The sequence below is a fragment of the Nocardia sp. NPDC004278 genome (genome assembly GCF_053602975.1).
Genome location: NZ_JBSGEQ010000010.1, coordinates 119,264 through 141,897, shown reverse-complemented (window position 1 = coordinate 141,897; position 22,634 = coordinate 119,264). Strand labels below are relative to the sequence as shown.

The 22,634-nt window shown below is 64.2% G+C and carries 27 protein-coding genes and 1 tRNA gene; 19 read left to right on the top strand and 9 right to left on the bottom strand.

The annotated features are described in order from the left end of the window. Positions 1 to 578: 578 nt before the first annotated feature. The 3 genes from ACWEO2_RS18040 to ACWEO2_RS18030 all read left to right on the top strand — a co-directional run bounded on the left by ACWEO2_RS18040 (position 579) and on the right by ACWEO2_RS18030 (position 4,504). Positions 579 to 1,481 (top strand): metal-dependent hydrolase, encoded by a 903-nt coding sequence (locus tag ACWEO2_RS18040; RefSeq protein ID WP_452406339.1) that lies wholly within the window; start codon positions 579 to 581, stop codon positions 1,479 to 1,481. An 11-nt stretch (positions 1,482 to 1,492) separates the two neighbouring features. After that, the gene (locus ACWEO2_RS18035) at positions 1,493 to 2,584 is read left to right on the top strand and encodes a PDR/VanB family oxidoreductase (protein WP_452406436.1); all 1,092 of its coding nucleotides are present in this window, start codon (positions 1,493 to 1,495) and stop codon (positions 2,582 to 2,584) included. Positions 2,585 to 2,728: 144 nt separating this feature from the next. Then, the gene (locus ACWEO2_RS18030; RefSeq protein WP_452406338.1) at positions 2,729 to 4,504 is read left to right on the top strand and encodes an SDR family oxidoreductase; all 1,776 of its coding nucleotides are present in this window, start codon (positions 2,729 to 2,731) and stop codon (positions 4,502 to 4,504) included. A 26-nt stretch (positions 4,505 to 4,530) separates the two neighbouring features. Here ACWEO2_RS18030 and ACWEO2_RS18025 read toward each other — a convergent pair whose 3' ends face one another. Continuing rightward, positions 4,531 to 4,950, bottom strand: a complete 420-nt coding sequence (locus tag ACWEO2_RS18025; protein ID WP_354958995.1) for a GlcG/HbpS family heme-binding protein — start codon at positions 4,948 to 4,950, stop codon at positions 4,531 to 4,533. Between the two features lie 97 nt (positions 4,951 to 5,047). Here ACWEO2_RS18025 and ACWEO2_RS18020 point away from each other — a divergent pair, with 97 nt between their 5' ends. Next, positions 5,048 to 5,479 carry a MarR family winged helix-turn-helix transcriptional regulator gene (locus ACWEO2_RS18020; protein WP_452406337.1) on the top strand — a complete coding sequence of 144 codons (432 nt, stop codon included), beginning with the start codon at positions 5,048 to 5,050 and terminating at the stop codon, positions 5,477 to 5,479. Positions 5,480 to 5,647: 168 nt separating this feature from the next. Here the strand turns inward: ACWEO2_RS18020 and ACWEO2_RS18015 are convergent, their stop codons facing one another. Next, positions 5,648 to 6,154 (bottom strand): hypothetical protein, encoded by a 507-nt coding sequence (locus ACWEO2_RS18015; protein WP_452406336.1) that lies wholly within the window; start codon positions 6,152 to 6,154, stop codon positions 5,648 to 5,650. A gap of 1,222 nt (positions 6,155 to 7,376) precedes the next feature. On the opposite strand from ACWEO2_RS18015, the gene ACWEO2_RS18010 reads away from it, so the two are divergent. Together ACWEO2_RS18010 and ACWEO2_RS18005 are read left to right on the top strand one after the other, a co-directional pair. Continuing rightward, complete coding sequence (locus ACWEO2_RS18010; protein WP_452406335.1) at positions 7,377 to 8,375, top strand: zinc-binding dehydrogenase; 999 nt, start codon at positions 7,377 to 7,379, stop codon at positions 8,373 to 8,375. Positions 8,376 to 8,443: 68 nt separating this feature from the next. Then, on the top strand, positions 8,444 to 8,593 hold the full coding sequence (locus ACWEO2_RS18005) for a hypothetical protein (RefSeq protein WP_452406334.1): 150 nt from the start codon (positions 8,444 to 8,446) through the stop codon (positions 8,591 to 8,593). Positions 8,594 to 8,595: 2 nt separating this feature from the next. On the opposite strand, the gene ACWEO2_RS18000 is transcribed toward ACWEO2_RS18005, so the two are convergent. Continuing rightward, positions 8,596 to 9,027, bottom strand: coding sequence for a nitroreductase family deazaflavin-dependent oxidoreductase (locus ACWEO2_RS18000; RefSeq protein WP_452406333.1), 432 nt, complete (start codon positions 9,025 to 9,027; stop codon positions 8,596 to 8,598). Positions 9,028 to 9,185: 158 nt separating this feature from the next. On the opposite strand from ACWEO2_RS18000, the gene ACWEO2_RS17995 reads away from it, so the two are divergent. Further along, positions 9,186 to 9,259, top strand: a tRNA-Ile gene (locus ACWEO2_RS17995). Between the two features lie 65 nt (positions 9,260 to 9,324). On the opposite strand, the gene ACWEO2_RS17990 is transcribed toward ACWEO2_RS17995, so the two are convergent. Beyond that, positions 9,325 to 10,518 (bottom strand): tyrosine-type recombinase/integrase, encoded by a 1,194-nt coding sequence (locus tag ACWEO2_RS17990; RefSeq protein WP_452406332.1) that lies wholly within the window; start codon positions 10,516 to 10,518, stop codon positions 9,325 to 9,327. A gap of 537 nt (positions 10,519 to 11,055) precedes the next feature. Further along, positions 11,056 to 11,445, bottom strand: coding sequence for a helix-turn-helix domain-containing protein (locus ACWEO2_RS17985; RefSeq protein ID WP_452406331.1), 390 nt, complete (start codon positions 11,443 to 11,445; stop codon positions 11,056 to 11,058). Positions 11,446 to 11,656: 211 nt separating this feature from the next. Here ACWEO2_RS17985 and ACWEO2_RS17980 point away from each other — a divergent pair, with 211 nt between their 5' ends. The 12 genes from ACWEO2_RS17980 (at position 11,657) to ACWEO2_RS17925 (ending at position 19,182) form a co-directional block, all read left to right on the top strand. Beyond that, on the top strand, positions 11,657 to 11,866 hold the full coding sequence (locus ACWEO2_RS17980) for a helix-turn-helix domain-containing protein (protein ID WP_452406330.1): 210 nt from the start codon (positions 11,657 to 11,659) through the stop codon (positions 11,864 to 11,866). Positions 11,867 to 12,039: 173 nt separating this feature from the next. After that, entirely contained in the window at positions 12,040 to 12,993 is a 954-nt protein-coding gene (locus tag ACWEO2_RS17975) for an ATP-binding protein (RefSeq protein ID WP_452406329.1), read from the top strand. Beyond that, positions 12,990 to 13,235: a hypothetical protein gene (locus ACWEO2_RS17970; RefSeq protein WP_452406328.1), complete on the top strand. Its 246-nt coding sequence runs from the start codon at positions 12,990 to 12,992 to the stop codon at positions 13,233 to 13,235. The genes ACWEO2_RS17975 and ACWEO2_RS17970 overlap by 4 nt, the downstream gene beginning before the upstream one ends. A 59-nt stretch (positions 13,236 to 13,294) precedes the next feature. Beyond that, entirely contained in the window at positions 13,295 to 13,636 is a 342-nt protein-coding gene (locus tag ACWEO2_RS17965) for a hypothetical protein (RefSeq protein WP_452406327.1), read from the top strand. After that, positions 13,633 to 13,881 (top strand): hypothetical protein, encoded by a 249-nt coding sequence (locus ACWEO2_RS17960; RefSeq protein ID WP_452406326.1) that lies wholly within the window; start codon positions 13,633 to 13,635, stop codon positions 13,879 to 13,881. Before ACWEO2_RS17965 ends, ACWEO2_RS17960 begins: the two co-directional genes overlap by 4 nt. Further along, a complete protein-coding gene (locus ACWEO2_RS17955) occupies positions 13,862 to 13,990 on the top strand; it encodes a hypothetical protein (RefSeq protein ID WP_452406325.1) in 129 nt (42 codons plus the stop codon). The genes ACWEO2_RS17960 and ACWEO2_RS17955 overlap by 20 nt, the downstream gene beginning before the upstream one ends. Continuing rightward, entirely contained in the window at positions 13,980 to 15,518 is a 1,539-nt protein-coding gene (locus ACWEO2_RS17950; protein WP_452406324.1) for a hypothetical protein, read from the top strand. Before ACWEO2_RS17955 ends, ACWEO2_RS17950 begins: the two co-directional genes overlap by 11 nt. Further along, a complete protein-coding gene (locus ACWEO2_RS17945; RefSeq protein ID WP_452406323.1) occupies positions 15,515 to 16,864 on the top strand; it encodes an AAA family ATPase in 1,350 nt (449 codons plus the stop codon). Before ACWEO2_RS17950 ends, ACWEO2_RS17945 begins: the two co-directional genes overlap by 4 nt. A 443-nt stretch (positions 16,865 to 17,307) precedes the next feature. Next, a complete protein-coding gene (locus ACWEO2_RS17940; protein ID WP_452406322.1) occupies positions 17,308 to 17,778 on the top strand; it encodes a hypothetical protein in 471 nt (156 codons plus the stop codon). After that, positions 17,775 to 18,164: a hypothetical protein gene (locus ACWEO2_RS17935; RefSeq protein WP_452406321.1), complete on the top strand. Its 390-nt coding sequence runs from the start codon at positions 17,775 to 17,777 to the stop codon at positions 18,162 to 18,164. Before ACWEO2_RS17940 ends, ACWEO2_RS17935 begins: the two co-directional genes overlap by 4 nt. Then, positions 18,161 to 18,367 (top strand): hypothetical protein, encoded by a 207-nt coding sequence (locus tag ACWEO2_RS17930; protein WP_452406320.1) that lies wholly within the window; start codon positions 18,161 to 18,163, stop codon positions 18,365 to 18,367. The genes ACWEO2_RS17935 and ACWEO2_RS17930 overlap by 4 nt, the downstream gene beginning before the upstream one ends. After that, positions 18,367 to 19,182 carry a hypothetical protein gene (locus ACWEO2_RS17925; protein WP_452406319.1) on the top strand — a complete coding sequence of 272 codons (816 nt, stop codon included), beginning with the start codon at positions 18,367 to 18,369 and terminating at the stop codon, positions 19,180 to 19,182. Before ACWEO2_RS17930 ends, ACWEO2_RS17925 begins: the two co-directional genes overlap by 1 nt. A gap of 432 nt (positions 19,183 to 19,614) precedes the next feature. Here ACWEO2_RS17925 and ACWEO2_RS17920 read toward each other — a convergent pair whose 3' ends face one another. From ACWEO2_RS17920 to ACWEO2_RS17905, 4 genes are all read right to left on the bottom strand, one after another. Next, the gene (locus tag ACWEO2_RS17920) at positions 19,615 to 19,983 is read right to left on the bottom strand and encodes a hypothetical protein (RefSeq protein WP_452406318.1); all 369 of its coding nucleotides are present in this window, start codon (positions 19,981 to 19,983) and stop codon (positions 19,615 to 19,617) included. Positions 19,984 to 20,403: 420 nt separating this feature from the next. After that, the gene (locus ACWEO2_RS17915) at positions 20,404 to 21,690 is read right to left on the bottom strand and encodes a hypothetical protein (RefSeq protein ID WP_452406317.1); all 1,287 of its coding nucleotides are present in this window, start codon (positions 21,688 to 21,690) and stop codon (positions 20,404 to 20,406) included. A gap of 6 nt (positions 21,691 to 21,696) precedes the next feature. Then, on the bottom strand, positions 21,697 to 22,002 hold the full coding sequence (locus ACWEO2_RS17910; RefSeq protein WP_452406316.1) for a WXG100 family type VII secretion target: 306 nt from the start codon (positions 22,000 to 22,002) through the stop codon (positions 21,697 to 21,699). Next, a complete protein-coding gene (locus tag ACWEO2_RS17905; protein ID WP_452406315.1) occupies positions 22,002 to 22,346 on the bottom strand; it encodes a WXG100 family type VII secretion target in 345 nt (114 codons plus the stop codon). Before ACWEO2_RS17905 ends, ACWEO2_RS17910 begins: the two co-directional genes overlap by 1 nt. Between the last annotated feature and the right edge of the window lie 288 nt (positions 22,347 to 22,634).

Sequence of the window (22,634 nt, the reverse complement as noted above, 5' to 3'; positions counted from 1 at the left end):
CATCCCCAATGCCGCGCACAACCTCGCCTTGGACGAGTGATCACCATGTGCCCGTACAGGCAAGCGTCGAGAGTGCCTCTGCGTCAGCGCATTCTCAGCTGAATGTTGGAGTGGGATGTGGGGCGGGGTGGAGGTGTGCTGGTGGGGTGGTGTGTGGACTGCTTCGCCTTGGTTTGGTGTGTGGGTCGCGGGGGCTCGTGCTGATGGGGGAGTGGGTGGTGTCGTTTTGAGGGGCGATCGGGTGGCGGTGGGGGGTCGGTGGCAGTTCGATCAAGGGGGTTCTTGGGGTGACGAAGCTGCTCGGCTTATCGGCGGTCGGCTGGGCGGTCATGTGTGACGTGCGCCTTGTCGGATGAAGTGGAGACTGCTTTTACATAGCTTGAACGGTGTTCAAGTTGGTTGCTATGGTGCGGTTATGGTGATCGGGATCGGGGTGCGGCGGCTGCCGGGTATATGTGTGTTACCAGAGGTTTCATATATGTGTATGATCATTGCTACGGCCATGCAGGAAGGTAGGCAACGTCGCGGTTTCGGCTCGTTACGGGCTGTGGCGCGGCCGGTGAGATCGAGGAGTATCGATGAAGCTACTTCGTAGGGGACAGCAGCGGGCGGACGTCGATCCCGGCGAGGTTGCCCTCAATGCGCGCAATGTGCGATTCGACTGGGCGGATACTCCTTTGCAATGGATGCCCGCGGAACCCATTGCGTCGCATCTGATCAACGCGCTGAACCTGTTGCTGCCGGAGGGCGAGCGCATGTTCTGCGCCGCGTACTCCGAGGCGCTGCCGTATGTGAAGGACGAGAAGCTGCGTGCGGCCATGCTCGGCTTCATCGGCCAGGAGTCCATGCACGCCGAGACGCACGACAAGGTGCTGCACGAGGTGCTCGCCGCAAACGGTATCGATCCGGAACCGTATGTGCGGCAGGCGGAATACCTGTTCCGCAAGTCGCTCGGGCCCAAGGATGTCGACGGGGTGGCGCAGCGGCAGGTGATGGTGGAGCGACTGGCGTTCATCGCCTGTCTGGAACACTTCTTCGCCTATCTCGGGGACTGGGTGCTCAATGCCGATCTGGAGAAGTTCGGCGCCGACCCCCGGGTGGCGGATCTGTTCCGCTGGCATGGTGCCGAGGAGGTCGAGCACCGGCACGTCGCGCACGATGTGGCCGTCTACTTCGGCGCGGGCTATATCCGCCGCGCGGCGATCATGACGATCGTCTTCCCGATCTTCATCACGCTCGTGGTTCGCGGCACCAAATTCATGGTGCATCGGGATCCCGCACTGCCCGACCTCGGCTATCCGCGATTGATCACTCGGGTCTTCGGCTCGATGTGGCGCGGTGCGCTGCCCGGCGTGCCCTCGCTGCTGTGGAGCGCGCTGACGACATTCCAGCCCGGCTACAACCCGGAATCGGTCGGGTCGACGGCACAGGCGGTGGCATACCTGGCCAAATCCCCTGCGGCACAGGCGGTCGCGTCTTGAATTGGCGGCCGATGCCGGAGCAGTTGCCCGCCGATCTGTTCGGTAGGCGTGATCAGGATCGGGCGGTCCGGGTGCTCGACGCGGTCGCCTCGGCGCGGCTGCGCTGGACCACCATCATCAACCGCCGCGATCTGTCGCCGCGGGCCGATGATCACCGGCTGTCGCTGGTGGTGACCGGACGCCGGATCGAGGCACATGATCAGGATGTGGTGAGTCTGCGGCTGGAATCGCCTGACGCGCAGGAACTTCCGCCGTGGCGGCCCGGCGCGCACCTCGATCTGGAGCTGCCATCGGGTCGATTGCGGCAGTATTCGCTGTGCGGCGATCCGGCCGATAGCCGTGCCTATCGTATTGCGGTGCGCCGCATTCCGGACGGTGGCGGTGGTTCGGTCGAGGTGCACGATGAGCTGCCGGTCGGCTCGCGGATCGTGGTGCGCGGTCCGCGCAATGCCTTTCCGTTCGCCGTGCCCGGTCACGGATCACCCGCCACCCGTTTGCATTTCATTGCGGGCGGAATCGGGATCACACCGATTCTGCCGATGGCGCGGCTGGCGATGCGACTCGGTATCGAGTGGTCGATGGTGTACACGGGGCGCAGCCGCGACACGATTCCGTTTCTCGACGAGATCGCGGGATTCGGGGACCGGGCCACCGTGCGCACCGATGATGAATTCGGATTTCCCGATGCCGCGACCTTGCTTGCCGGTGTCACCGGCGATACCGCGGTGTACTGCTGCGGCCCGGTGCCGATGAATGCCGCCGTCGCCGCCGCGGTGCGCGAAATGCCCGGTGTGGAACTGCATTCCGAGCGCTTCTCGCCGCCACCGATCGTGGACGGTGTCCGGTTCGAGATCGAATTCGCCTCCACCGGTGCGGTTGTCGAGGTGCCCGCGGACAAGTCAGCGCTGGAAACCATTCTGGAGAGTCGCCCGGATCGGCCGTATTCCTGCCGCCAGGGCTTCTGCCGTACCTGCAAGGTGCGGGTGCTGTCCGGCGAACCCGAGCATCGCGAGACCGTGCTCACCGCCGCCGAACACGAGGCGGGGGAGATGCTGGTCTGCGTATCACGGTCGCGGGGTGGGCGATTGGTGCTCGATCTGTGAGCGAGCGTCGGCGAGTGAACCATCAGCACAGTGCGCCTTCGCGCACGACGGAGCCGAGCGTCAGCGAGGCGGAGTCGTGAGCGGCCGGAGCAAGCGAACCACGGCCACCGCGCCGGTGGCGGGAAACCTCGAGGAGTTACTTCAGTGACGACGACCGATCTGGCTTCGGCCGAGACGCGGCGAACGGTGCGCAGCGGCGAATTCGATATCGCCGTCTTCGAATACGGGGATCCGAGCGCGGAAACCATTGTGTTGGTGCATGGTTGGCCCGACACCCATCATTTGTGGGATGCGGTGGTGCCGCTGCTGGCCGGACGCTTCCACGTCGTCGCCTATGACACCCGAGGCCACGGGGAGTCCACCCGCACCCGGCGCGCCAAGGACTTCCGCCTGGAAGAGTTGGCCAGCGACTTCTTCGCCGTCGCCGATGCGGTCAGTCCGGATCGGCCGGTGCACGTACTAGCGCACGACTGGGGTTCGGTGCAGGTGTGGGAGGCGGTATGCGAAACGCAGGCCGCCGCGCGAGTTGCCTCGTTCACCTCGGTCTCCGGGCCGAATCTCGACCACCTCGCGAAGTGGGTGCGTGCCAGGCTGTCCCGGCCGACGCCGCGCAATCTGTGGCAGCCGCTCACGCAAGCGCTGTCGTCGGGGTACACGGTCTTCTCCATGACGCCCGGACTCGATCAGGTGTTCCGGGTGGTTGCACACGAGAAGCGCTGGCAGCGCATCGTGTCGATCATGAACGACACCGCACCGTCGAATATCGTTCTCGGCCCGACCTTCCGCCGCGACGCGGTCGAGGGTCTGCTCATCTACCGGGCCAATATCCTGCCGCGGCTGCTCGCTCCGCGCGAGCGCCACACCGAGGTACCGGTGCAGTTGATTGTTGCCGGGCGCGATGTCGCGGTGCGGCCCGCGGGCTATGACGACCAACACAAATGGGTTTCGCGGCTGTGGCGGCGTGATGTGCCCGCCGGGCACTGGATGCCCTTCTCCCATCCAGAACTGCTGGCCACCGCGACCACCGAACTCATCGACGCCGTCAATGGCGGCGCGACGCCGCGTGCGCTGCGCCGCGCCGAAATCGGGCGCAGCCGACGGCCGTTCGAGGATCAGCTCGTGGTGATCACCGGCGGCGGCAGCGGCATCGGTCGGGAAACGGCATTGACGTTCGCGCGGCTCGGCGCGGAGATCGTACTGTCGGATATCAATCTGGACGCGGCCAAGGAGACGGCGGAGCTGATCGGCGCGGAAAGCGGTGTGGCGCATGCCTATCAGCTCGATGTCGCGAATGCGGACGAGATGAACGCGCATGCGGTGGAGGTGCTCGCGGCGCACGGCGTGCCCGATATCCTGATCAACAATGCCGGAATCGGGCAGGCCGGTGGATTCTTCGATACGCCGTCGACGGAGTTCGACCGGGTCATGCGGATCAATCTCGGCGGTGTGGTGAACGGCTGCCGGGCCTTCGGGTCCGCGATGGCCGAACGCGGACTCGGCGGGCATATCGTCAACCTGTCCAGCATGGCCGCCTACAGTCCGCAGCAGGGGTTCAGCGCCTACTCCACGAGCAAGTCGGCGGTGTTCATGTTCTCCGATTGCCTGCGTGCGGAACTGGCCGGGCGCGGCATCTCGGTGCACACCATCTGCCCGGGTCTTGTCCACACGAATATCGTTGCCACCACTACGTTCTCGGGTGTCAGCGCCGACGAGGAGAAGCGCAAGCGGGAGCGCTACGACAACCTGTACCGGATGCGCCGCTACACCCCGGGCAAGGTGGCCGAGCAGGTCGTGCGCGCCGTCGAACGCGACCGTGACGTGGTGCCGGTGACGCCGGAAGCGTGGCTGCAATACCACTTGCAACGCCTCGCCCCCGGCATGGTCCGATCCCTGGCGGCCCGAGTGAAGCTCGTCCGTTGAGGCACGCCGGTCGCTGACCGGGGCGACTAAGTCGACACAGGGAGCGACAGGGAAGCGAGCCCGACAGCGGCGCACTCGTCGTCCTGCTCCGGTATGCCGCCGCTGACCGCGATTGCGCCGACAACGGCATCGCCGCGCCGGATCAGCCGAGAACCTGCACCCGCCATGATGGGCGTTCCCGCCACCTGATCCATCTGTGCGAACAGTGCAGGCCAGGCCTGCTGAAGACGCACCAACTCGCCGCCGTCGCGATGGAACAATGCAACGCTGGACGCTTTTGCCGGGGCGATGCGAGCCGACAGCGGTGGCGCGCCGTCCATGCGATCGAGAACTTGTAGGTGCCCGCCGCCGTCGACAATCGCGACCGTGACCCGGGCGCCGAGTTCTGCGGCACGTTCGCGAACGTGGGCGCTGGCGGTCCGTGCCTCTTTCGAAGTGATTGACATCCCTCCACCTTTCATATTCCTTGGTACAGCCAAGCTTGGGGGGACCAAGAGTAATCGAATTCGTGGGAAGAACCAAGGGATTGGCTATGCTTCATGCATGGAGCTGGAGGAGACACCCGCCCGCCTGCGCTGCAAACCGAGCTGGCTGATCAGTAAAACCGCAGCGCGGGCGCACCGGCTCATCGGCGAAGCGATGGGTGCGGTCGACGGGCGCGCCTACCACTTCGCGATCCTTGCCGCCCTCGACGAGTTCGGCCCGGACAGCCAGGTACGGATCGGTCAACGGTGTGGCATCGACCAGAGCGATATGCACGCCATGCTCAGGGAGCTGACCGCACAGGGGCACGTCGCGCGCACCGCGGACCCGACCGACCGGCGCCGCAACCTGATCACCCTGACCCCCACGGGCCGGAGGCGGCTCGAAAAGCTGGATACGACACTCGTCAAGGTTCAAGACAAGCTGCTGAACTCCTTGTCGGCTGGTGAGCGCGAGCAACTCACAGCGCTGCTCAGCCGCGCTCTCGACTAGGTCGTCGACACTGGTCGCGCCGGAAATTGGTGCTACGTACGCGCGGTCGAGCGTGATCGCAGCATCGTTCCGGTTACTCCTGAGGGGCGGCTGCAGTACCAGTTCAACAAGTTCGCTCCGGCGATCGTGCGGTTCTTCGCCGCGCGGGTCGAGCGCACCTGAGTCGGATCATAAAGGCGTCCTGGCGAGTTCGGCTTCGATGGCCGCTACTCGCTCGGCGCTGATTCCCCACGGATGCTCGACGCCGACAACGCTGTCGAGATCCCAGAGCACACACTTCTCGCCGGGCGCGGCGACAATCGACCAGGCGACCACCGTGCGGCCGAGTTGTTCAGCCATGGAGCCGTGCGAATTGCCCTGCGTCGGTATGCCTTCCGGAAAATGATGCAGGAATCGGCCGTAGGCGGCGGTGCAGAATGCGGCATACATCTGGGTGCACAGGATGAAGCCGTGCCAGGCCTCGTCGACCGCATGTGACGGCATTCCGACTACCTGACCGTCACGCATCGCGGCGCCGCAGCAACGCAACCATTGCCGCAAACCGGTCTCCACCAACTCGCGCGGCTGCCACGGGCTGGTCTTGAAGACCGCATCGGGGAACTCGAGCGCGGCTACCGCTTTGTCGACAGCATTGAGGTCGATCCGGCGGGCACGGTTTCCAGGACGCAAAAGCACCACGATTCACTGTACGGCGATCTGGGAATACCGAGCGAGAGGTGGATCCGTACGGTGCAGATTGCTGCTTTTCCGCAGGCTCTGATGCAGGTGCGGGGATACCATTCGGGAATGCAGGTCTTTTTCGTTGTGCTGCTGGCCATTCTCGTGATCGGCGGTGGCGTCGCGGTGTTGATCGCGGTCCTGATCACGCGAGCGACGAGAAGGCCATTGCCGCCGGGGCGGCGCGGGTACGTGGGCCAGAACGACAGCTCGCCGTGGGCCTACGGGGCCGCAGGGTTCGAGTCGGGGAGCTCTGGTGGCTATGACCCCGGTAGTGGCGGGCATGGCCACGGTCATGGTCACGGCCATGGGCACGGCCATGACAGTGGCAGCGGCAGCAGTTGCGGTGGGGGCAGCAGTTGTAGCGGCGGTAGCAGCGGTTGCGGTGGTGGGGGCAGCAGTTGTGGTGGCGGGAGCAGTTGTGGCGGGGGAGGTTCCTGAATGACGGCACTGCTTCTGGTCGTCCTGATAACCGTCGTGATCATGGGCGGTGTCGCGGGCTTCGTAGCACTGGCGTCCAACTGGTCGAGTCGGCCCCACCGGGGAGCCGGGTGGCTCGGTGGGTCCAGTTCGTCATGGGCGGCGGGGGATACCGGTAGCAATGACTCGGGAAGTGGTAGCTGCTGCGGTGGCGATGGGGGCAGCTCTTGTGGCGGCGGTAGTGGCAGTAGCTGCGGTGGTGGAAGCAGTTGCGGCGGAGGCGGTTCCTGACCTGCGGTGCCGTCGCGCATCATGATCCGCTGTTCCAGAGCTACATCCATACTCGGGATCTGCACGCTCTGTCCTGGCGGTGACCAAGATCAGGTTAGAACCGGTGGCGGGCTCTCGCGCTCCAAGGCATGGGTTTCCCTGTGATCGTCCGCCCGGCCGTGGCTGCTGCGACCGATCGGTGCGAACGGCAAGCGAACGGGCTCGCCACCGTTGCGCCCTACCTATCGACCCCAGCGCGACTGCCATGACACGCTGTTTTTGGTGGGGATCTCCATTTGGGTTGGGCGGATCCCACATGGGGTTCGGTCGCCAACCCGCCCTGCGATTGTTGGCGCGTCGGGCGAATTCGATTCCCGGCTGAGCGTATTTCCGCCCGTAGCGTAATCATCCCCGTGCGGCTTGACCTCAACTCTGGTTCAGGTTCCAGGCTGGTTCCTGTCGGATCGAGCGAGAAATGTCGGAGGTTGTTATGCGCGCTGTGCACGCTGCGGAATTCGGTGGGCCCGAGGTGCTTTCGGTACGGGAGGTGCCCGGGCTGGTGGCCGGGCCGGGGCAGGTGGTCGTCGATGTCGCGGCGGCCGATGTGATGTTCCTGGACGCTCAGCTTCGAAGCGGTTGGGGCACAGAGTTTTTCAAGATCGAACCGCCTTATGTGCCAGGTGGAGCAGTCGCCGGGGTGGTCGCTTCGGTGGGTGCGGACGTCGACCCGAGTTGGGTCGGCAAGCGCGTCACCACCCAGACCGCCGCCAGCGGCATCGGTGGTGGGCAGCCGATCGGCGGGTACGCGGAGCAGGCCCTTGCCAAGGCCGAGACCCTGGTGCCGGTGCCCGATGGGGTGAGTCTTTCGCAGGCGGTGGCACTCGCCCATGACGGCAAGATGGCGCTCGCCGTTTTCGACCGGGCCGCCATTCAGCCCGGCGAATGGGTGCTGATCACCGCGGCGGGCGGGGGATTGGGCACCCTGCTGATTCAACTCGCCCGCACGGCCGGGGCGAATGTGGTGGCCGCGGCGCGCGGTAGCGCCAAACTCGAGCTCGCGTCGCGACTCGGCGCACATGCTGTCATCGATTACTCCGAGCCCGACTGGTCGGCGAAGGCGCGCGCCGCGACCGGAGGAAAGGGCGTGAACGTCGTATTGGACGGGGCGGGAGGCGCATTGGGCGCTGGCGCCATGGATGCCGCGGCCAATGGCGGTCGATTCATCGGATATGGCGCTGCCGCAGGACAATTCGCCGATTTCGACCGAGAAGCGGTGGCAGCACGCAATATTGGTGTGCAGGGTCTGTTCGACCTGACCGCCGACGGTGATATCGATTGGCACGCGTTGGCCGAACGTTCGCTCGCCGAGGCGGTGGCGGGACGGCTGGAAGTTGTTATCGGCCAATCCTTCCCGCTCGAACAGGCCGGCCGCGCCCACGCCGCGATCGAGTCTCGAACCGCCATCGGACGCACGGTTCTTACGATCTGAACGACCCTCCGAGACAACTTGTCTCACCTGCAGTGCGGCGCACCCTGGTTCGGCGCTAGGGTGCCCGCGTGGAAACACTGATTATCGTTGTTGTCATCTTCGCTGTTTTGGGTCTCGTCGCGTTCAGTGTGCAGTTGGCCAGTCGCCCGCCGCGCGACGAATTACGCTGGGACCGTAGTGATGTCGACGATGACTACGACCGCTGGGAGAGCGACTGAACTCAGCCGACCGGAGTTAGCACCACCACCGCGATCGGCCGCTTGGTCATCTTCTGATATGCGCTGTAGCGCCCCTGATTGACCTTGTCGACAATCGCCCAACGCCGCGCGTAGTTCGGATCGTCGGGCAGCGTAGCCCGCGCAACCACCGCCAGCTTGCGCCGCCCGACCTGAATCTCACACTCCGGCTCCGCCTTTACATTCGCCAACCAACCCGGTGGCCGCGGCGATCCGCCATTCGACGCGGTCACCAAATAATCCGCCCCATCCCGCCCGTAGGTCAGCGCCGAAGTCCGCGGCTGCCCCGTCTTGCGCCCCACCGTCCGCAACAACAACGTCGGATTCCCGAACAGCAGCCGATGCCCCACCACCCCGCCGCTGTTCTCGTAAACCCACTGATGCACCTTCAGCACATTCGCGAACACACTCGCCACAACCGACCCTCCAGCCTGGTTCCGGGGTTACACCCCCACCCTAACCGCGCCCGGCCCGCCCGCCCCGGCACCCCGCCGCCGCGTTCCGCGGTATCCGAGTGGTGTCCGACCCCACCCATTCGGTAGCATCCCCAACGCTGTCGGTATCCACCGCACACGGGGCGGTAGCTCAGTCGGTTAGAGCCGTGGACTCATAATCCATTGGTCGCGGGTTCGAGCCCCGCCCGCCCCACAAACCCCCTGGTCAGCGAGTCAGGGGGAGCGTGGGAGCGTGCCTATTTGGGGCCAACTCTCTATTTATTCTTCATTTTCGTCCGGGAGGGCGAAGGCGTCGAAGCGCTCGCGTGCGTCAGGTCCGACGTGAGTTCGCTGGATGTAGTGGCGACGCGTGATTGCCTCGGTGTTGCCAAGCTGAGCTGCGGCGATGGAGATGTCGGACTGGCCGCCGTCGGCGTCTTCGGCCAGCTGTGTGCCGACGGTCTTGCGGGCGGTGTGAGGGTTCTGCGGGATTTCGGTGAATCCGAGCCTTGTGAGGATCCGCTTGAGTTGCTTGCGCGCGTTGCGCGGATCTCGCAGGGTGCCGCGCGCCGATGGGAAGACCAAGTCCTCCGGGTCGTGCGCCACGAGGGCGCGCCGAGCTGCCAGCTTCAGTACGGTCCAGTTGTGCAGGAATAGTCGTCGCTTGCCGTTGGGGCCGCCCTTTGGATGAGGCTGGATGAACATTCCGCCACCGCGGAGACGTACGACGGTGCCCTCGATCAGAACACTGGGTTTGGGGCCATCGAGGTCGAGATGCTTCCACTTGAGCGCCAGTGCTTCACCGATCCGGCATCCGGTGCCGAGCAGGGTGTCCAGGAGGTCGGCTATGCCGGTCCGAACGGCTTGCTCGTCCTGACGCATTGCCGCGCGAATGCGGAGGACTTCGGTAGCCGACCACGCGACGACGGGCTTGTCATCCACAGTGATCGGGGCCAGCAGTTTGACGATATTGCCCGGTGCTGCCCCGTACCGGCTTGCGATGGTCCACATTCCGGATAGGCATGTCTTCGCCAGCTTCGCGGTGGGTTTTCCGATCCGTTCTCCGAGATCGTCGAGGAAGCCTTCCAAGACGGCGCTGGTGGCTTCGCCGATCGTGAGTTTGCCGAGTTCCGGCACGATGTGCAGATCGAGGATCTCTGCGTACCGGCGTTTGGTATTCGAGGATAGGTTCGATCGTTCGATTCTGGTTCGCCATCGGTCGGCAAGCGCGCCGATCAGGGTTTCCGACGATACGGCCGCACTCGACGGAGCAACGCGGCTGCTGAGCTTATTGTCCAGTGCCGCTTTGGCTTTGGGCTGGCTGCGGCCACTGGCCGTGACTAGACGCAGCGCCCCGTCGGTGTCTCGGAAATAGGTCTTTGCGATGTGTCTGACGATTTTCCCGGCGGAGTTGTATACCGGCGTGGTGGTGATCTTCCCATGCTTGCCGGGTCTTATGCGTTCGCGCGCCATCAGGTGTGCCACCTGTGGACGCACGCCAAGTAGTGCCTGTTCAATTGTTCTCCCGTAGATACACACTTCCGGTGCTAGCCGGAGTTAGACAAGCCAATTCTACTGGGGTGCAGGCACTTTCGGTAATGAAGCTGATTCCGTCTGATTCGGCTGCGTGAAATAGTGTCGGTTGCGAGAACGCTTTATCCTCGTGTTCGGCGAGGATCTGGAACAGCAGCTCGGCGCCGAGCCGCGCATGCCTCAGTGCTGGATCAAGCCACCGACCCGTACGGCAGCGACGTGGCAGGTCGCCGGACCCGTCCGAGCCAGGGCGAGGCCGATATCGACAAGTGAAGGTCGGCGTAGGCGGGCCACGTCAGGGATCGGAATCCAGATCGACTCAGCGGTTTCACCATTCGGCTCAGGCTGGAGCTGGCCGCGAGTGACGCGCACCTGGTAGAAGATGCCGACATTCTAGGTCAGACGCGGGCCACGCACGTTCGGTTCCATCAGGACCTCCCGATCCGAACCACGCATCGGTGGCCACTCGTGAACAAGCTAGTCGCCGGAGAGGACGACAACTCCGGTGGTCTGAATCTTCAACGGCGGCCGTGGATGTCGGTTCGTCGCCGCGAGCGCGCGGATGAGGTCGGTGACGAGTTTGCGTTGCTCTCGACCGAGGAGAGCTGCTTCCGGTGGAGGGAGGTAGGCCTCGTCGAGCTCGAGTGCGATGCCGGACCAGTGCGCGACATCGCGCACGTCGAGCTTCAGGGCCTGAGCTACGGCGCGGATGGTGTCGATCGAGGACGGGTGTTCAGGGTTGTCGATCAATCGACTGACGGTGGTCGGGTGTACACCGGCGGTGTCTGCGAGTTCGTTTCGGCTGGTGATACCCGCTGCGGCCATGGCGGAGGCCCAGGGCTCGGGTATGGCGCGCTTGCGTGGCATGTCCACAAGCGTAGGGCATATGTCCACACCGACATAGCAGCTAGTGCAGTATGCGCGAACGATGTGCACGTAAAACAACTTCAAATATTGCATGAGCTGCGGAAACATATTCCACTCATCCATGTTCGGATAGCCATAAATGGATTCTCCTGATAGTGTCTGCTCAGGGAGAGGGCACAGGAGGGAATCCAGAATGGTCTATCGGGCGAGGTTGAAGTCCCGGACAGCATTACGTGAGGCGATGCAGGCCACGGGTGTGCCGGTGCGTGTTCTGGCTGAGCGTGCCGGGTGCGGCAAGAGCATCGTCGGGCTGTTGCGGTCGGGGGCGCGGAATTCGTGCAGCCCGGAGCTGGCGGCGAAACTCGCTGCGGCACTGGATGTCCCGGCCGAACACATGTTCCGGATCGAGGAGAAGGGATAGCCGAACAGGCCCGAGCGCAGATTTCGTCTACGGGAGAAAAGGTTGACCCGGCGGGCTAGCACTCCGCCGGGTCGGTGCACATCTACGGGAGTAGTTATGCGGTATCAGTTTAACCCGGCCACCGATGTCTTGGTGGCCGGGCTTGCCGTCTATCCACCAGTCGGGTGGTGGTGATGGCGTTCGAGTTCAAGCCCGCGGTCCGGCGAAAGAGCAAGGCGCGCATGGCGTTAGCCGGACCATCTGGGTCGGGGAAGACCTACACAGCTCTCGCGCTGGCCTGGGAATGGGCGCAGCGTGAGGGCGGCGTTGTCGGCATGGTCGACACCGAGCACGGCAGCGCCAGCAAGTATCAGGGACTCAATGGCTGGGGTTGGCAGACGGTCGAACCGGACCGGTTCTCACCAGCCAGTCTGGTCGAGATCCTAGGGGTGGCGGCCGGGCGCGGGTTCACCACGCTGATCATCGACTCGTGGTCGCACTACTGGATGGGCCAGGACGGGATGCTCGAGCAGGTCGACCGCTGCAAATCGGGTAGCAACAGCTTCTCGGGGTGGAAGGAAGCCAACCCCGACGAGCGCCGGATGGTCGAGGCCATGTTGACCTTTCCTGGGCACCTGATCGTCACCATGCGTACCAAGACCGAATACGTTGTCGACGAGGACGGCAGAGGCCGTTCGGTGCCTCGTAAGGTCGGGACGCGGCCGGTGCAGCGGGAGGGGTTGGAGTTCGAGTTCGATATCGTCGCCGACCTCGACCTGCACAACAACTTGCATATTTCCAAGACCCGTCTGCCGTTTCTGACCAACCAGGTGGTTCCCACCCCGGGTGCGGAGTTGGCCAATCAGATCGCTGATTGGCTCGACGGCGGTGAAGAAGTTCCCACGGTGGCAGAGTTCCGACAGCGGATCCTCGACGTGGAATCCATGGACCAGTTGCGCGGGATCTATCTCGAGATCGAGTCCTATCGGATGCTCGGTGCACCCACGGTCGACCTGGAAGGCGCGCCGACGACGCTGCGGGAGTTGATCGTGGCGATCAAGACAGCCATGGAAGCGGTGGACGCCAAACAGGCGCGGCAGCGCACGACCGCTGAGACCTCCGACGACTACGGCGAGGAGAGGGGGTGAAGAACAAAATGGCGAAACGATGTGACGCGCTGGGATGCGGGCACGGGTTGCTCGACACCGGCGAGATCGCAGCACGGTTGAAGGTGACCAAGCAGCTGGTGTTGCAGTGGCGGGCTCAAGTGAAGCCGCATCTGTTGGCGGACAAGGGTTTCCGGCTCAACGGTGAGTCCGGGCCACTGCGGTGGCGCGAATGCGACTATCACCAATACCTCGATGAGCTCATGCAGCCGAGGTCGGCATGAGAGCCCGCCGCGGGCGTTCGCAGCCCAGCGCCGCACGTATCGCCGCTGAGGACGCCCGCATGGTCTTTGTCGAGGAATACCGGTTTCTGCGTCAGTCGCTGATGAGCCACGAGGCGATTGCTCGCAAGCTCGGAATCACGGTGGGCACTCTGCAAGCCCGGATCCTGCGCTACGACTGCCTGATTCTGTCGCCAGCCGAGCAACGCATCTCCGACAACCTCGACGCCCTCATCGAACACGGAGAGCCGTTCACCCTCGAGCAGGTCTGTTCGCTCGATGACGGGACAGCCCACTGGCTGATCAGCGCTGCCCTCAAACGGGGCCGCATCCGCTCATCGCAGACACGGTCCAGAAGAACACAGCAGCCCTCGGTATACACGCCGGTATGGAGCCGCCCATGAGCGCGCACGAGATCGCCAGTACACCAGCGCGATTGCCGCTGTCGGGTGAGCGTGACCCGTTCGGCGACGGGCAGCAGTGGTCTGCGATCCACCAGTGCCGCGATATGAACGGTCGGGTGGTGCGCGTGCTGTATGAGTGCAGCTACGTCGTCGAGAGCGGTGGCGGTGGCGGTAGCGCGTGGGTGACCGAACGTCGCTGGCACGACGGTGAACACGAATCCCGCGATGTCCAGCCGCGCACCTGACCCGCTGCCTGCCGAACGCGCGCTCAACACCCAGCAGCTCGGCACCGTATCGGCGGTGCCGAGCGGCTTTGGCGCGCCCAGCCTTTCGGAGTACGCCGATGCCCGTTGAATCCCGCGACGAGATCAAGAAGGACACTCGCGGCTACATCAAGGTCAGCCTCGACTTCCTGGAGAACCGCAAGACCGGCCCGATGTCGCCGGTCACCAAGCTGACCTTGATCGAGCTGTGGATCTATTGCGCTCGCAACCGCACCAACGGCATTGTTGCGGCGTCTCGAGCCCGCAAGGTGCCGCGACGCATCCGTGATGTTCTCACCGAGGTGAGGTCCTGGCATCACCACGAGTGCACGCCAGCGACGCCATGCCGCCATGGTGTGTGCACGGTGGCGGCATCGTGCGGTCAGGGTGTCTACGTCATGCACGACTACGGCAAGCATCAGAACGTCTACACCGACGATGCCGCCCGAGGTGAGAAGGACACTCGCGGCTATATCAAGGTCAGCTTCGATTTCCTCGAGCACCGTAAGACCGGGCCGATGTCCCCGGTGACGAAGCTGACGTTGATCGAGTTGTGGATCTACTGTGCCCGCAACCGCACCAACGGCGTCATCGCCGCCGCCCAAGCGCGCAGGATTGCGCCGCGACGCATCCGTGACGTCCTCACCGTGGCGGGATCCTGGCATCACCACGAGTGCACCACGGCGACACCATGCCGCCACGGTGGCTGCACAGCGGCGACACCATGCCGCCAAGGTTTCGACATCATGCACGACTATCGCAAGCATCAAAACCACTACTGCCACCCCACCGGAACGCATGAAAAGACCAGCTCAGAAGGCAAATCAGAGAGTCGGACGGAAACGGCGGAAACACGCGGTTCGGCTAGCGAAACCGCTACCGAAATCGCTGGCGAAACCACAGACGCCGAAGCGGGCCTCGCGTACGCGTCTCACAAGTTACAAGTTATAGATATCTCTTCTTCTGTAGGTATCCACCCTGCGGTAAGTAACGCGCGGGAAGGAAAACCACCCCCACCAAGACCACCGAGACCGGCTCCGCGTCGTCACCACGGCGGCGAGGACGTCGCCGACCGGCTCAACGCCGCCGCACCGGAAATCCCGGCCACCCCAGCGATGCGCCAACGCGTCCTGGCCAGGCTCGCACCTGACGCTGTCGCGGTCCTGGCCGACCCGCACGCCGGTCGGCTGCGCCACGCCCACGCCCAGGCCGAACTGGACCGCGCCGACGCGCTGATCGAGGCCCGCGCCGAATTCCTCGCCACCGGCGACCTTACCGAAAACCCCGACACCGACCGGCTTTTCGACCCACACGGCGACAGCGGCTATGCCCGGCGGATGGCGGCCGCGCACACCCCGCTACCGACCCCGGATCCGGTCACACCCGGTGAGGTGCGGGCGATGGCGTTCCGGCTGGCCCGCGACCACATCGACGCCATCACCCGCCACGGCGGCACCCCACCTGGTCCAGCGCGAGAAGCCCTGCGCGCCGAGTTGGAAACCTTGCTCGGCGATGGCGTCCACCAGGACCTGTTGCGTGCCGAACTCGCCGGAATGCGTGAGGCCGGGATGTGGGCGGCCTCGAAGCTGCGTGAACGCCTTCAGAGGGCTCGCACGTGAACGCCGAGGACTGGGAGTGCCCCGAGATGTGCGATATCGAGGCCGAGCAGCAGATCCTCGGCGCGGCGCTCTACGCCGAGCACAACACCGAGGTCGCACACATGGTCGCCGAGATCCCCACCGACGCGTTCTACCCGCCCGCGCATCAGCTGCTGCACGCCACCCTGGTCGAGGTGCTGCGCGACGGGCAGCCAGCTGATCCGGTCGTGATCCTCGACAAGGCCGCCAGCAGAGGCGAACTCGGTACAAACAGCCAGCGGCTGCGCACGCTCACCCTTCACCTCCTCGGCAAGGGCGTACCGGGATCGGTGCCGTACTTCGCCGACCGCATCATCACCCTCTGGCACGCCCGCACCGCCGTCGCCGAAGCCACCCGGATGATCCAGAAACTGCACGTCCTGCACCGCAACGGGGACCTATCGTTAACTGGTCAGGTCGTCGCCCGCGCGCGCGAGGGCCTGGATCTGGATTTCACCGACCCTGCGGCGCCGGGGGTTTCGGCGCTACCGCCGTCGGTGGCCGAGCTGCTGGCCGGCAGCGACTCCTACGACTGGCTGATCCCACAATTGTTCGAGTACGGGGACCGCATGATCCTCACCGGTATCGAAGGACTCGGGAAATCCACGCTGCTGGCACAGATCGCGTGCGCGGTGACCGCGGGCCTGCATCCGTTCTTGGCCGCGCCGATCACCGGTCACGGTGCGCCGGAATCGGTGTCGCATCGGGTGCTGGTGATCGACGCGGAGAACCTGCCCGGCCAGCTGCGCCGCCGCTACCGCAATATCGTCACCCGCGTCGACGCCGTCTGCGAGCAACAAAACCATCCGCACCCGGACTGGAACGACGAACTGCGCATCGAGGCCCGCCCCGACGGGGTGCGGCTCGAGGAACCGCGCGAGCTGCGCCGCATCGAAGCCGCGATCGCTGCCCATCAGCCCGTGCTCGTGGTGGCGGGGCCGCTGTATCGGCTCAATGCGCTGGATACCGAGGGCGCTGATGGTGCACGGGAATTGGTGCGGATCCTGGACCGGTTGCGCGTGAAATACCGGTTCACGCTGATCCTGGAAGGCCATATCCCGCACGCTGCCGATGGGCGGTCGCGGTCGGTGCGCCCGATCGGTTCGTCACTGCTGCTGCGGTGGCCCGAATTCGGGTACGGCATCGTCCCTGGACGCGGCTACGAAGACGAAGAACATCCGACCGTGGTGAACCTGCGCCAATGGCGCTACGCCCGCGATGAACGCCTGTTCCCGCACGAGTTGCACCATTCCACCCACGGCCTGCCGTGGACACCGTCGGGTAGCTATTTCAGTCTGTGCCGCAGCAGAGGAGTGTTCGACGGATAGAGAGTGCGAATTATCTTGTTTAACAACGAATATGAGCCATTGAAGATCGATATTGCATGAAATAGACTGTGAGGCAGGGGATTTCACTGTGGCTAGCACCACCGGAATCTTCTGTGTGAATTGAATACCGCATCTACGGGAGAAACGATGAAAATCGTCATGAATATGTATTGCCCGGAAGCGCACGTCGACGCTCATGATTCCGGGCGCTCGACGGCCGCGCGGATCGTATCCAGCCTGACTCGACTGCTGGCGGGGCGGCGGTGTCCGACCTGCCCAGAACAGTCCCTCGAACCAGGCGTCACCCTCACCGGCGGACTAGAGCACGAAACCGGGTACTGCCCCTGCTGTCAAGCCACCTGGCTGCCGGGCCATCAGACGCGGCTCCTGGCCGCCGGACGCCTCATGGGCGTCGAACATGCTGCAAGGCACGGGGTTCGGTCATGATCCGCCGCGCCACCCCTGATATCCGATTCGCTCGCCGCGTGCTCGACACGATCGGCCATCTGCCCGACCACGGGCACTACCCAGGTAGGGAGTGGGACCAGCGGGCCTACCGATTCGTCCACATCCACGACATCGTCCACGCCGATTACGGTGCGCCGGTCTGCCGGACCGCGATGTGCTTCGCCGGGTGGGTCGTCGAGCTCGACCCTGATGTCGCCTGGGCCTACGACTCGATGACACTACGCACCGCAGGCTTGGCCAACGACACCGTCTGCCCGCCCGTCCAGCTGCGCCCGGACCTGACCACCGCACGCGATCTCACCACCGGAGACAACCTGCCCGCCCGCGCCTACGCCAGGCGACGGCTCGGACTCACCGCGCGCCAGGCCGACGAGCTGTTCTTCGCCACCAACACCCTCGATGACCTCACCGAGGTCATCAACCGAATCGGCAAGGGCCTGATATGAGTACCGTCATCACCGCCACCGCACTGGTGGAGAAGGTCCGCGAACTCGTCGCGGCCACACCTGATGCCACCACCCCCACCGCCGCCGAACATCCACACGGTGACCGCTACGTCGTGCGCGACGCCGATGGCCACTGGCAAGGGTCACGGCTGATCGGCCGTGCCCTGCTCGACCTCGGTGCCGACCCCGAGCTGCTCGCCGAACACGACGCCTACGCCCTCAGCGCCGCCGCCACGGTCATGCACTTCGTGCGTTTCGGCATGTGGGGTCAAGACCTGTTGTGGCTCAACATCGTTCAATCCCACGAAGGCAAAGGACGCCGATGGCGAGACGCCCTCGACGTCGCTGATCTGCGCATCCGAGGCGTTGCCGGGAGCAGGCTATGAGACCACTCCTGGCCCCCGGAACCTCCAATCCCATCACCATTGCGCAGCTGCCGTCGCACGGTGGTCAACCCGAACGATGGTCGGCGACCACTGTCTACCGCGACCAGGCCGGGCGCATCCGCCGCCTGCGCGCCATTCACACCGACCCCGACGCCGCCGCTGACGCGCTCGAGGACAAACTAGACGAACTCGGAATCAACTGATGCCTCAACACAATCCAACCCCCGATCGCGCCCTCGTCGACGAGATCGACGTCCTCGTCGATGAACAACTCGCCGCCGCACCCGACAGCGGCACCCGCGAGACGTGCCCGCACTGCTATGACGAATGGCACTCCCTGCCGATCCGCAAGACGCTACTGATGATGCGACAGCTGTACTGCGGATGTGAGGGCTGTGACCGAATCCTCGCCGCCTACGACTATGTCAGCGACACCAGCCCCATCATCTGCCCCGGCTCAACCTTCCACGGCCCCCTCGAACCGCTTGAGACGCGCGCCGCCCGCGCCGGTGTCATCGTGATCGACATCGCCGCACTACTGCGTGAGCCACCCGCGCCGGCACCGCTACCGCCCTCACCCGCACCGCCGGACGGCTGTGCGCTGCGCGTTCCGTTCCCCGCGGCCGACGCATACCGGGGACCGGTCTGGGCCTACCGGCTCTTACGCCCCTGGCGCGACACCGACTATGTCGTGGTCATGCACGTCCAACGCGACATCGACATCGACATCGACACCGGCGCCGGGCTGACGACGATCTCCGAAACCGCCCTGTTCCGGTACTTCCCGCCCGGCACACCACAACCACCATCGCGGGAATCCTTCCTCGTCGGCGGGGAACTGTTGTCCATCATGGACGACGACAGCGACATCGAACGCTACGGAGCCGCCATCGACGGCCACGGCGTCAACATCGAGATCGGCGACCACGGCGCACGCCACCGCGCCGACGGGAACGTCAACCCGGACGTGTTCGTCCAGCAGATCACCGGACAGATGGTGGTTGCGACAGTGGAATAACCACTGCAGGTCCGGCCGCCCGATCAGACACAACGATCGGCGGCCGGACCATCACCCAGCATGCTCGTAGGCCCCAGTCATCAATGTCGTTGTGGCCAGCGGTAATTGTCGGTAGCGAGTCGACGTGACGCACAGGCAGCGCCGTGAATAGCGACTTCTCGGGTCTCGGCTCGAGCGGACTGTACGCTGGTCCGCCATTGGTTCTGCGTTGCGCGAGAAGCCCTGCCACGTCTTCGACCGATTGCATCACCAGCGAGGAAATCAGCCAGCCCTTGCCGTCGACTGTAAACGCGAGTCGAGCTCTTGCTCCGATTTGGGTCAGGGCCAGCGAGTCGATTCCCGTCTCGAACAATGGCCGGTTGACATCGATTGGCCACGGTTCCGGCTGAAGTTCTCGTATCCGCGCCAGCAACCACGCGAGCTCGGCCAGCTCTACAGCACCTCGATCCGCGCGGGCTCGGGCAGCGCCCGTGGGCGCTCATCCGTATACCAGGCGAACTCGATTCCGCTGAGCCTGCCGTTCTCGACCCACAGGATGACCTCACCGACAGGTGCCCCGTTCCGGTCCGTGACCGCTCCGCTGGCAAAGATTCCGTCCGTTGACCCGGACGCCGGCACCGCACTGGGCAGCACCGACAAGTCAACGCTGGGCGAACCGACACCCCAGGTCGCGACGGCCTGCGCGAACGGGATCTGCGACAGGAACTCGCCCGCACCGGCGGCACCGGACGACAGCAGCTTGGCGACGACACCGGACTCGAGCTCGGTGAGCGCCCGCGGCTGAATCGGTGTGGCACTCATCAGCCCTCCTCGTAGGTGGTGTTACTTGAACCGCTTGATCAAGACATCGGCCGGGTTCGGTAGCGACACTGGGCACCGGTCTGTGTGCCACGCGTACTCAAGCCCGTGTAGAAACCCATCCTCTGCCCAAAGGGTGATGAATCCAGTGACAGTCCCGCGCGGGTCGGTCACTTCACCGGATACCGGCAACTCGCCATCTTCAAAGCTCGACTTTGGCGCATCGGAAGAGACATGCAGATAAAGACTCGGCGACCCGTCGCTCCACTTGGCAGCCACCCGAGTGTGCGCGATTTGTGATACGAACTCACTCGCACCGGGAAAGTCGACCGACAACAATTTCCGAATGATTGACTCTTCCAACGAAGAGAGCGGGCGTGGCATTGTCGATGTTCCATTCATATTTCCTCACCTTCCAAAGCGTTAGGGAATGTATGCCGTACTGATCTTGAATACGCCGTCAATCATCGCGCCGCGTACATGTATCGTATGCCCATCTATTGTTCGCACCAAAGCGTTGCCCGGCCCATAGACCCCCTCGGGAACCCCCTGAACACTCTCAATCAATTTTCTCATGGCTTGTTCCCGGCTACCGGATTGCTGGACAAATTCGTCTAGATTATGCTTCGAATAGTCGAATACATGTTTCATCGGTTCGTCCTTGAGCGCGTAGTCAAGCGAACTCTTCAACTTGTCGCGCGCGATCCTGGCGATATCGGCCGTGCGCTGCGCCATGAGGTCGGCGATGCGCTGGAGCGCCGCCCGTCTCGCGGCGAGATCCTCGCCGGTTTCGGTGACCTTGTCGACGAATTTCGCTAAGCGTTTGGCGGCAAGCACCCGGTCGACATACTTCTTCATCTTCACCGCGAGCTTGCCCGCTTTGGCGGCGGCAATCGCCGCGGCACCGAACCCGGCCGTCAATGCACCCGCTATCACACTGAGGACGACGGTCTCGGCGACCTCCTGCGCGAGATCCTTGGCGAGATCGACCAGCAGCTGGCCCAATTGCGTCCGAAACTCCAGAATCGCCGAGCGATGGTCGCGGCAGGATTTAGCGAGGTCCTTGTAGAGGGTGAGCACGCCCTCGGCGGACGCCTTCAGCTCCCGGATGTCCTCGTCGACATGGGAGGCATCGGGAGCGGTTTCGCTTTCGAATGTCTTCGCCAGCTGGTCCAGCAGCGTCGGTAAGTTGCCCACTCCCGATTCGGAGGAGGCGAGCTTGTCCCAAGCATCGGCGGCGGTCTGCAAGTCGTTCGGTTCCCCGTCGGGCATCGACACGCCGAAATCCTCGAGCGCCGACACCGCGAACCCGACATCGTCGAACAAGCCACTACCAGGTCCGCCGGCCGAGGGCGGCGGTGTCACGCATACCGACCATGCCGGCAACAAATCCGCTGGTTTCGTCGGTTCCGGTCGGCCGGTTCCGGCAACGTAATCCGCGAGAGCGTGGTTGTAGCCGAGCTGGTTCAGTATGCCGGCGTAGTTGCCCATCGCGGTGACGAGCAGTTCGGTCATACTCCTCGCCGTGGTGACGGTCGAATCATAGGACGTGGCCCACGCTTTGGATTCGCCCACATTGCCACCCATATTGGCGGTTTCGCTCAGCGCGGCGATCTGTGTGGAGAAGATCCGCTGGTACGCGATGGCGTACGAATACAGTGTCTTGCCAGCCGAGGAATACACCGCAGGATCGACTACCAACGTTGTCATCGAGTCCTACGACCTGCCCAGCATCGCGAGATTCGCGGCGATGGCGGCCGTGTACCGGTCGTGCGCATCCCGGACGGCTTGGCGCATGGTGTCGATACCCTCGGAAACATCAGTCGCCCCGGTGTGCCACTCGCGAAAAGCCGCGGCCTGCGCATCCGCGGCGGCACCGTTCCAGTTCTGCTGCACCGTCGAGATACGTTGCTGTAACCCGTCGAGACTGTCGTTGAGGAAACCGATGAACCCCGAGACCCGGGCGACCATCTGCTCGAGCTCGTCGAGATCGACACGGAAAGGCTGTGAGTTCTCGACCATCACAACTCCGGAAGGTCCAACGACCCGGTGAACGCGAGGCTGGTGTCTGCCCGTGTCCTGTCCTGATCGTCCAGGGTCTTGCTCGTGACACCGAGCAGTTCGGCCATATCGGCCAATGCGTCGAGGACGGTGTCGGCGCCCTGCTTGGTTTCTGTCCACCCCGCGCTGAACGAATCGGCGGAGGTGCCGCGCCAATTGGACAGCAGTGCTGTGATGTCGGTATCGATCGAGGTCAAGCCGTTGACGAGCGATTCAGCGACCTGCTGGACGTACCGGCCAGCGTCAGCGACTTCGTCGGGGACCAGCGCGAAATCGTTGGGGGTCGAGCCGGGTTGGCCTGTCATGCAGCCTCCTCGAACGTTGGTGCGGATCAACAGGTTAGACGCGAGTGGGTATTGGTCGGTTCCCTGGTTCGGGATATTGCTTCAGTCACGTGATGGACGGCGTAGGAATGGGCAACTTTGACGTACAAGATCGATGGCTTGCGAGCCACGACACCCCTCCATTCGGCAGCAGCGCCGACCACACGCACCTGATCAACCCGACCCCCGGTTATCCCGCCAACATTCCCGAATGATGCACTAGCACAGCGATTTTAGCCTTGCATGCCACAGCTGAACTTCTTGCAGCAG

Bases quoted from the DNA above. Each gene is read 5' to 3' on its own strand.
- ACWEO2_RS18040 (WP_452406339.1), top strand. From the start codon at position 579: ATGAAGCTACTTCGTAGGGGACAGCAGCGGGCGGACGTCGATCCCGGC.
- ACWEO2_RS18035 (WP_452406436.1), top strand. From the start codon at position 1,493: ATGCCGGAGCAGTTGCCCGCCGATCTGTTCGGTAGGCGTGATCAGGAT.
- ACWEO2_RS18025 (WP_354958995.1), bottom strand. From the start codon at position 4,950: ATGTCAATCACTTCGAAAGAGGCACGGACCGCCAGCGCCCACGTTCGC.
- ACWEO2_RS18020 (WP_452406337.1), top strand. From the start codon at position 5,048: ATGGAGCTGGAGGAGACACCCGCCCGCCTGCGCTGCAAACCGAGCTGG.
- ACWEO2_RS18010 (WP_452406335.1), top strand. From the start codon at position 7,377: ATGCGCGCTGTGCACGCTGCGGAATTCGGTGGGCCCGAGGTGCTTTCG.
- ACWEO2_RS17990 (WP_452406332.1), bottom strand. From the start codon at position 10,518: ATGGCGCGCGAACGCATAAGACCCGGCAAGCATGGGAAGATCACCACC.
- ACWEO2_RS17985 (WP_452406331.1), bottom strand. From the start codon at position 11,445: ATGCCACGCAAGCGCGCCATACCCGAGCCCTGGGCCTCCGCCATGGCC.
- ACWEO2_RS17975 (WP_452406329.1), top strand. From the start codon at position 12,040: ATGGCGTTCGAGTTCAAGCCCGCGGTCCGGCGAAAGAGCAAGGCGCGC.
- ACWEO2_RS17965 (WP_452406327.1), top strand. From the start codon at position 13,295: ATGGTCTTTGTCGAGGAATACCGGTTTCTGCGTCAGTCGCTGATGAGC.
- ACWEO2_RS17960 (WP_452406326.1), top strand. From the start codon at position 13,633: ATGAGCGCGCACGAGATCGCCAGTACACCAGCGCGATTGCCGCTGTCG.
- ACWEO2_RS17955 (WP_452406325.1), top strand. From the start codon at position 13,862: ATGTCCAGCCGCGCACCTGACCCGCTGCCTGCCGAACGCGCGCTCAAC.
- ACWEO2_RS17950 (WP_452406324.1), top strand. From the start codon at position 13,980: ATGCCCGTTGAATCCCGCGACGAGATCAAGAAGGACACTCGCGGCTAC.
- ACWEO2_RS17940 (WP_452406322.1), top strand. From the start codon at position 17,308: ATGATCCGCCGCGCCACCCCTGATATCCGATTCGCTCGCCGCGTGCTC.
- ACWEO2_RS17935 (WP_452406321.1), top strand. From the start codon at position 17,775: ATGAGTACCGTCATCACCGCCACCGCACTGGTGGAGAAGGTCCGCGAA.
- ACWEO2_RS17930 (WP_452406320.1), top strand. From the start codon at position 18,161: ATGAGACCACTCCTGGCCCCCGGAACCTCCAATCCCATCACCATTGCG.
- ACWEO2_RS17925 (WP_452406319.1), top strand. From the start codon at position 18,367: ATGCCTCAACACAATCCAACCCCCGATCGCGCCCTCGTCGACGAGATC.
- ACWEO2_RS17920 (WP_452406318.1), bottom strand. From the start codon at position 19,983: ATGAGTGCCACACCGATTCAGCCGCGGGCGCTCACCGAGCTCGAGTCC.
- ACWEO2_RS17915 (WP_452406317.1), bottom strand. From the start codon at position 21,690: ATGACAACGTTGGTAGTCGATCCTGCGGTGTATTCCTCGGCTGGCAAG.
- ACWEO2_RS17910 (WP_452406316.1), bottom strand. From the start codon at position 22,002: ATGGTCGAGAACTCACAGCCTTTCCGTGTCGATCTCGACGAGCTCGAG.
- ACWEO2_RS17905 (WP_452406315.1), bottom strand. From the start codon at position 22,346: ATGACAGGCCAACCCGGCTCGACCCCCAACGATTTCGCGCTGGTCCCC.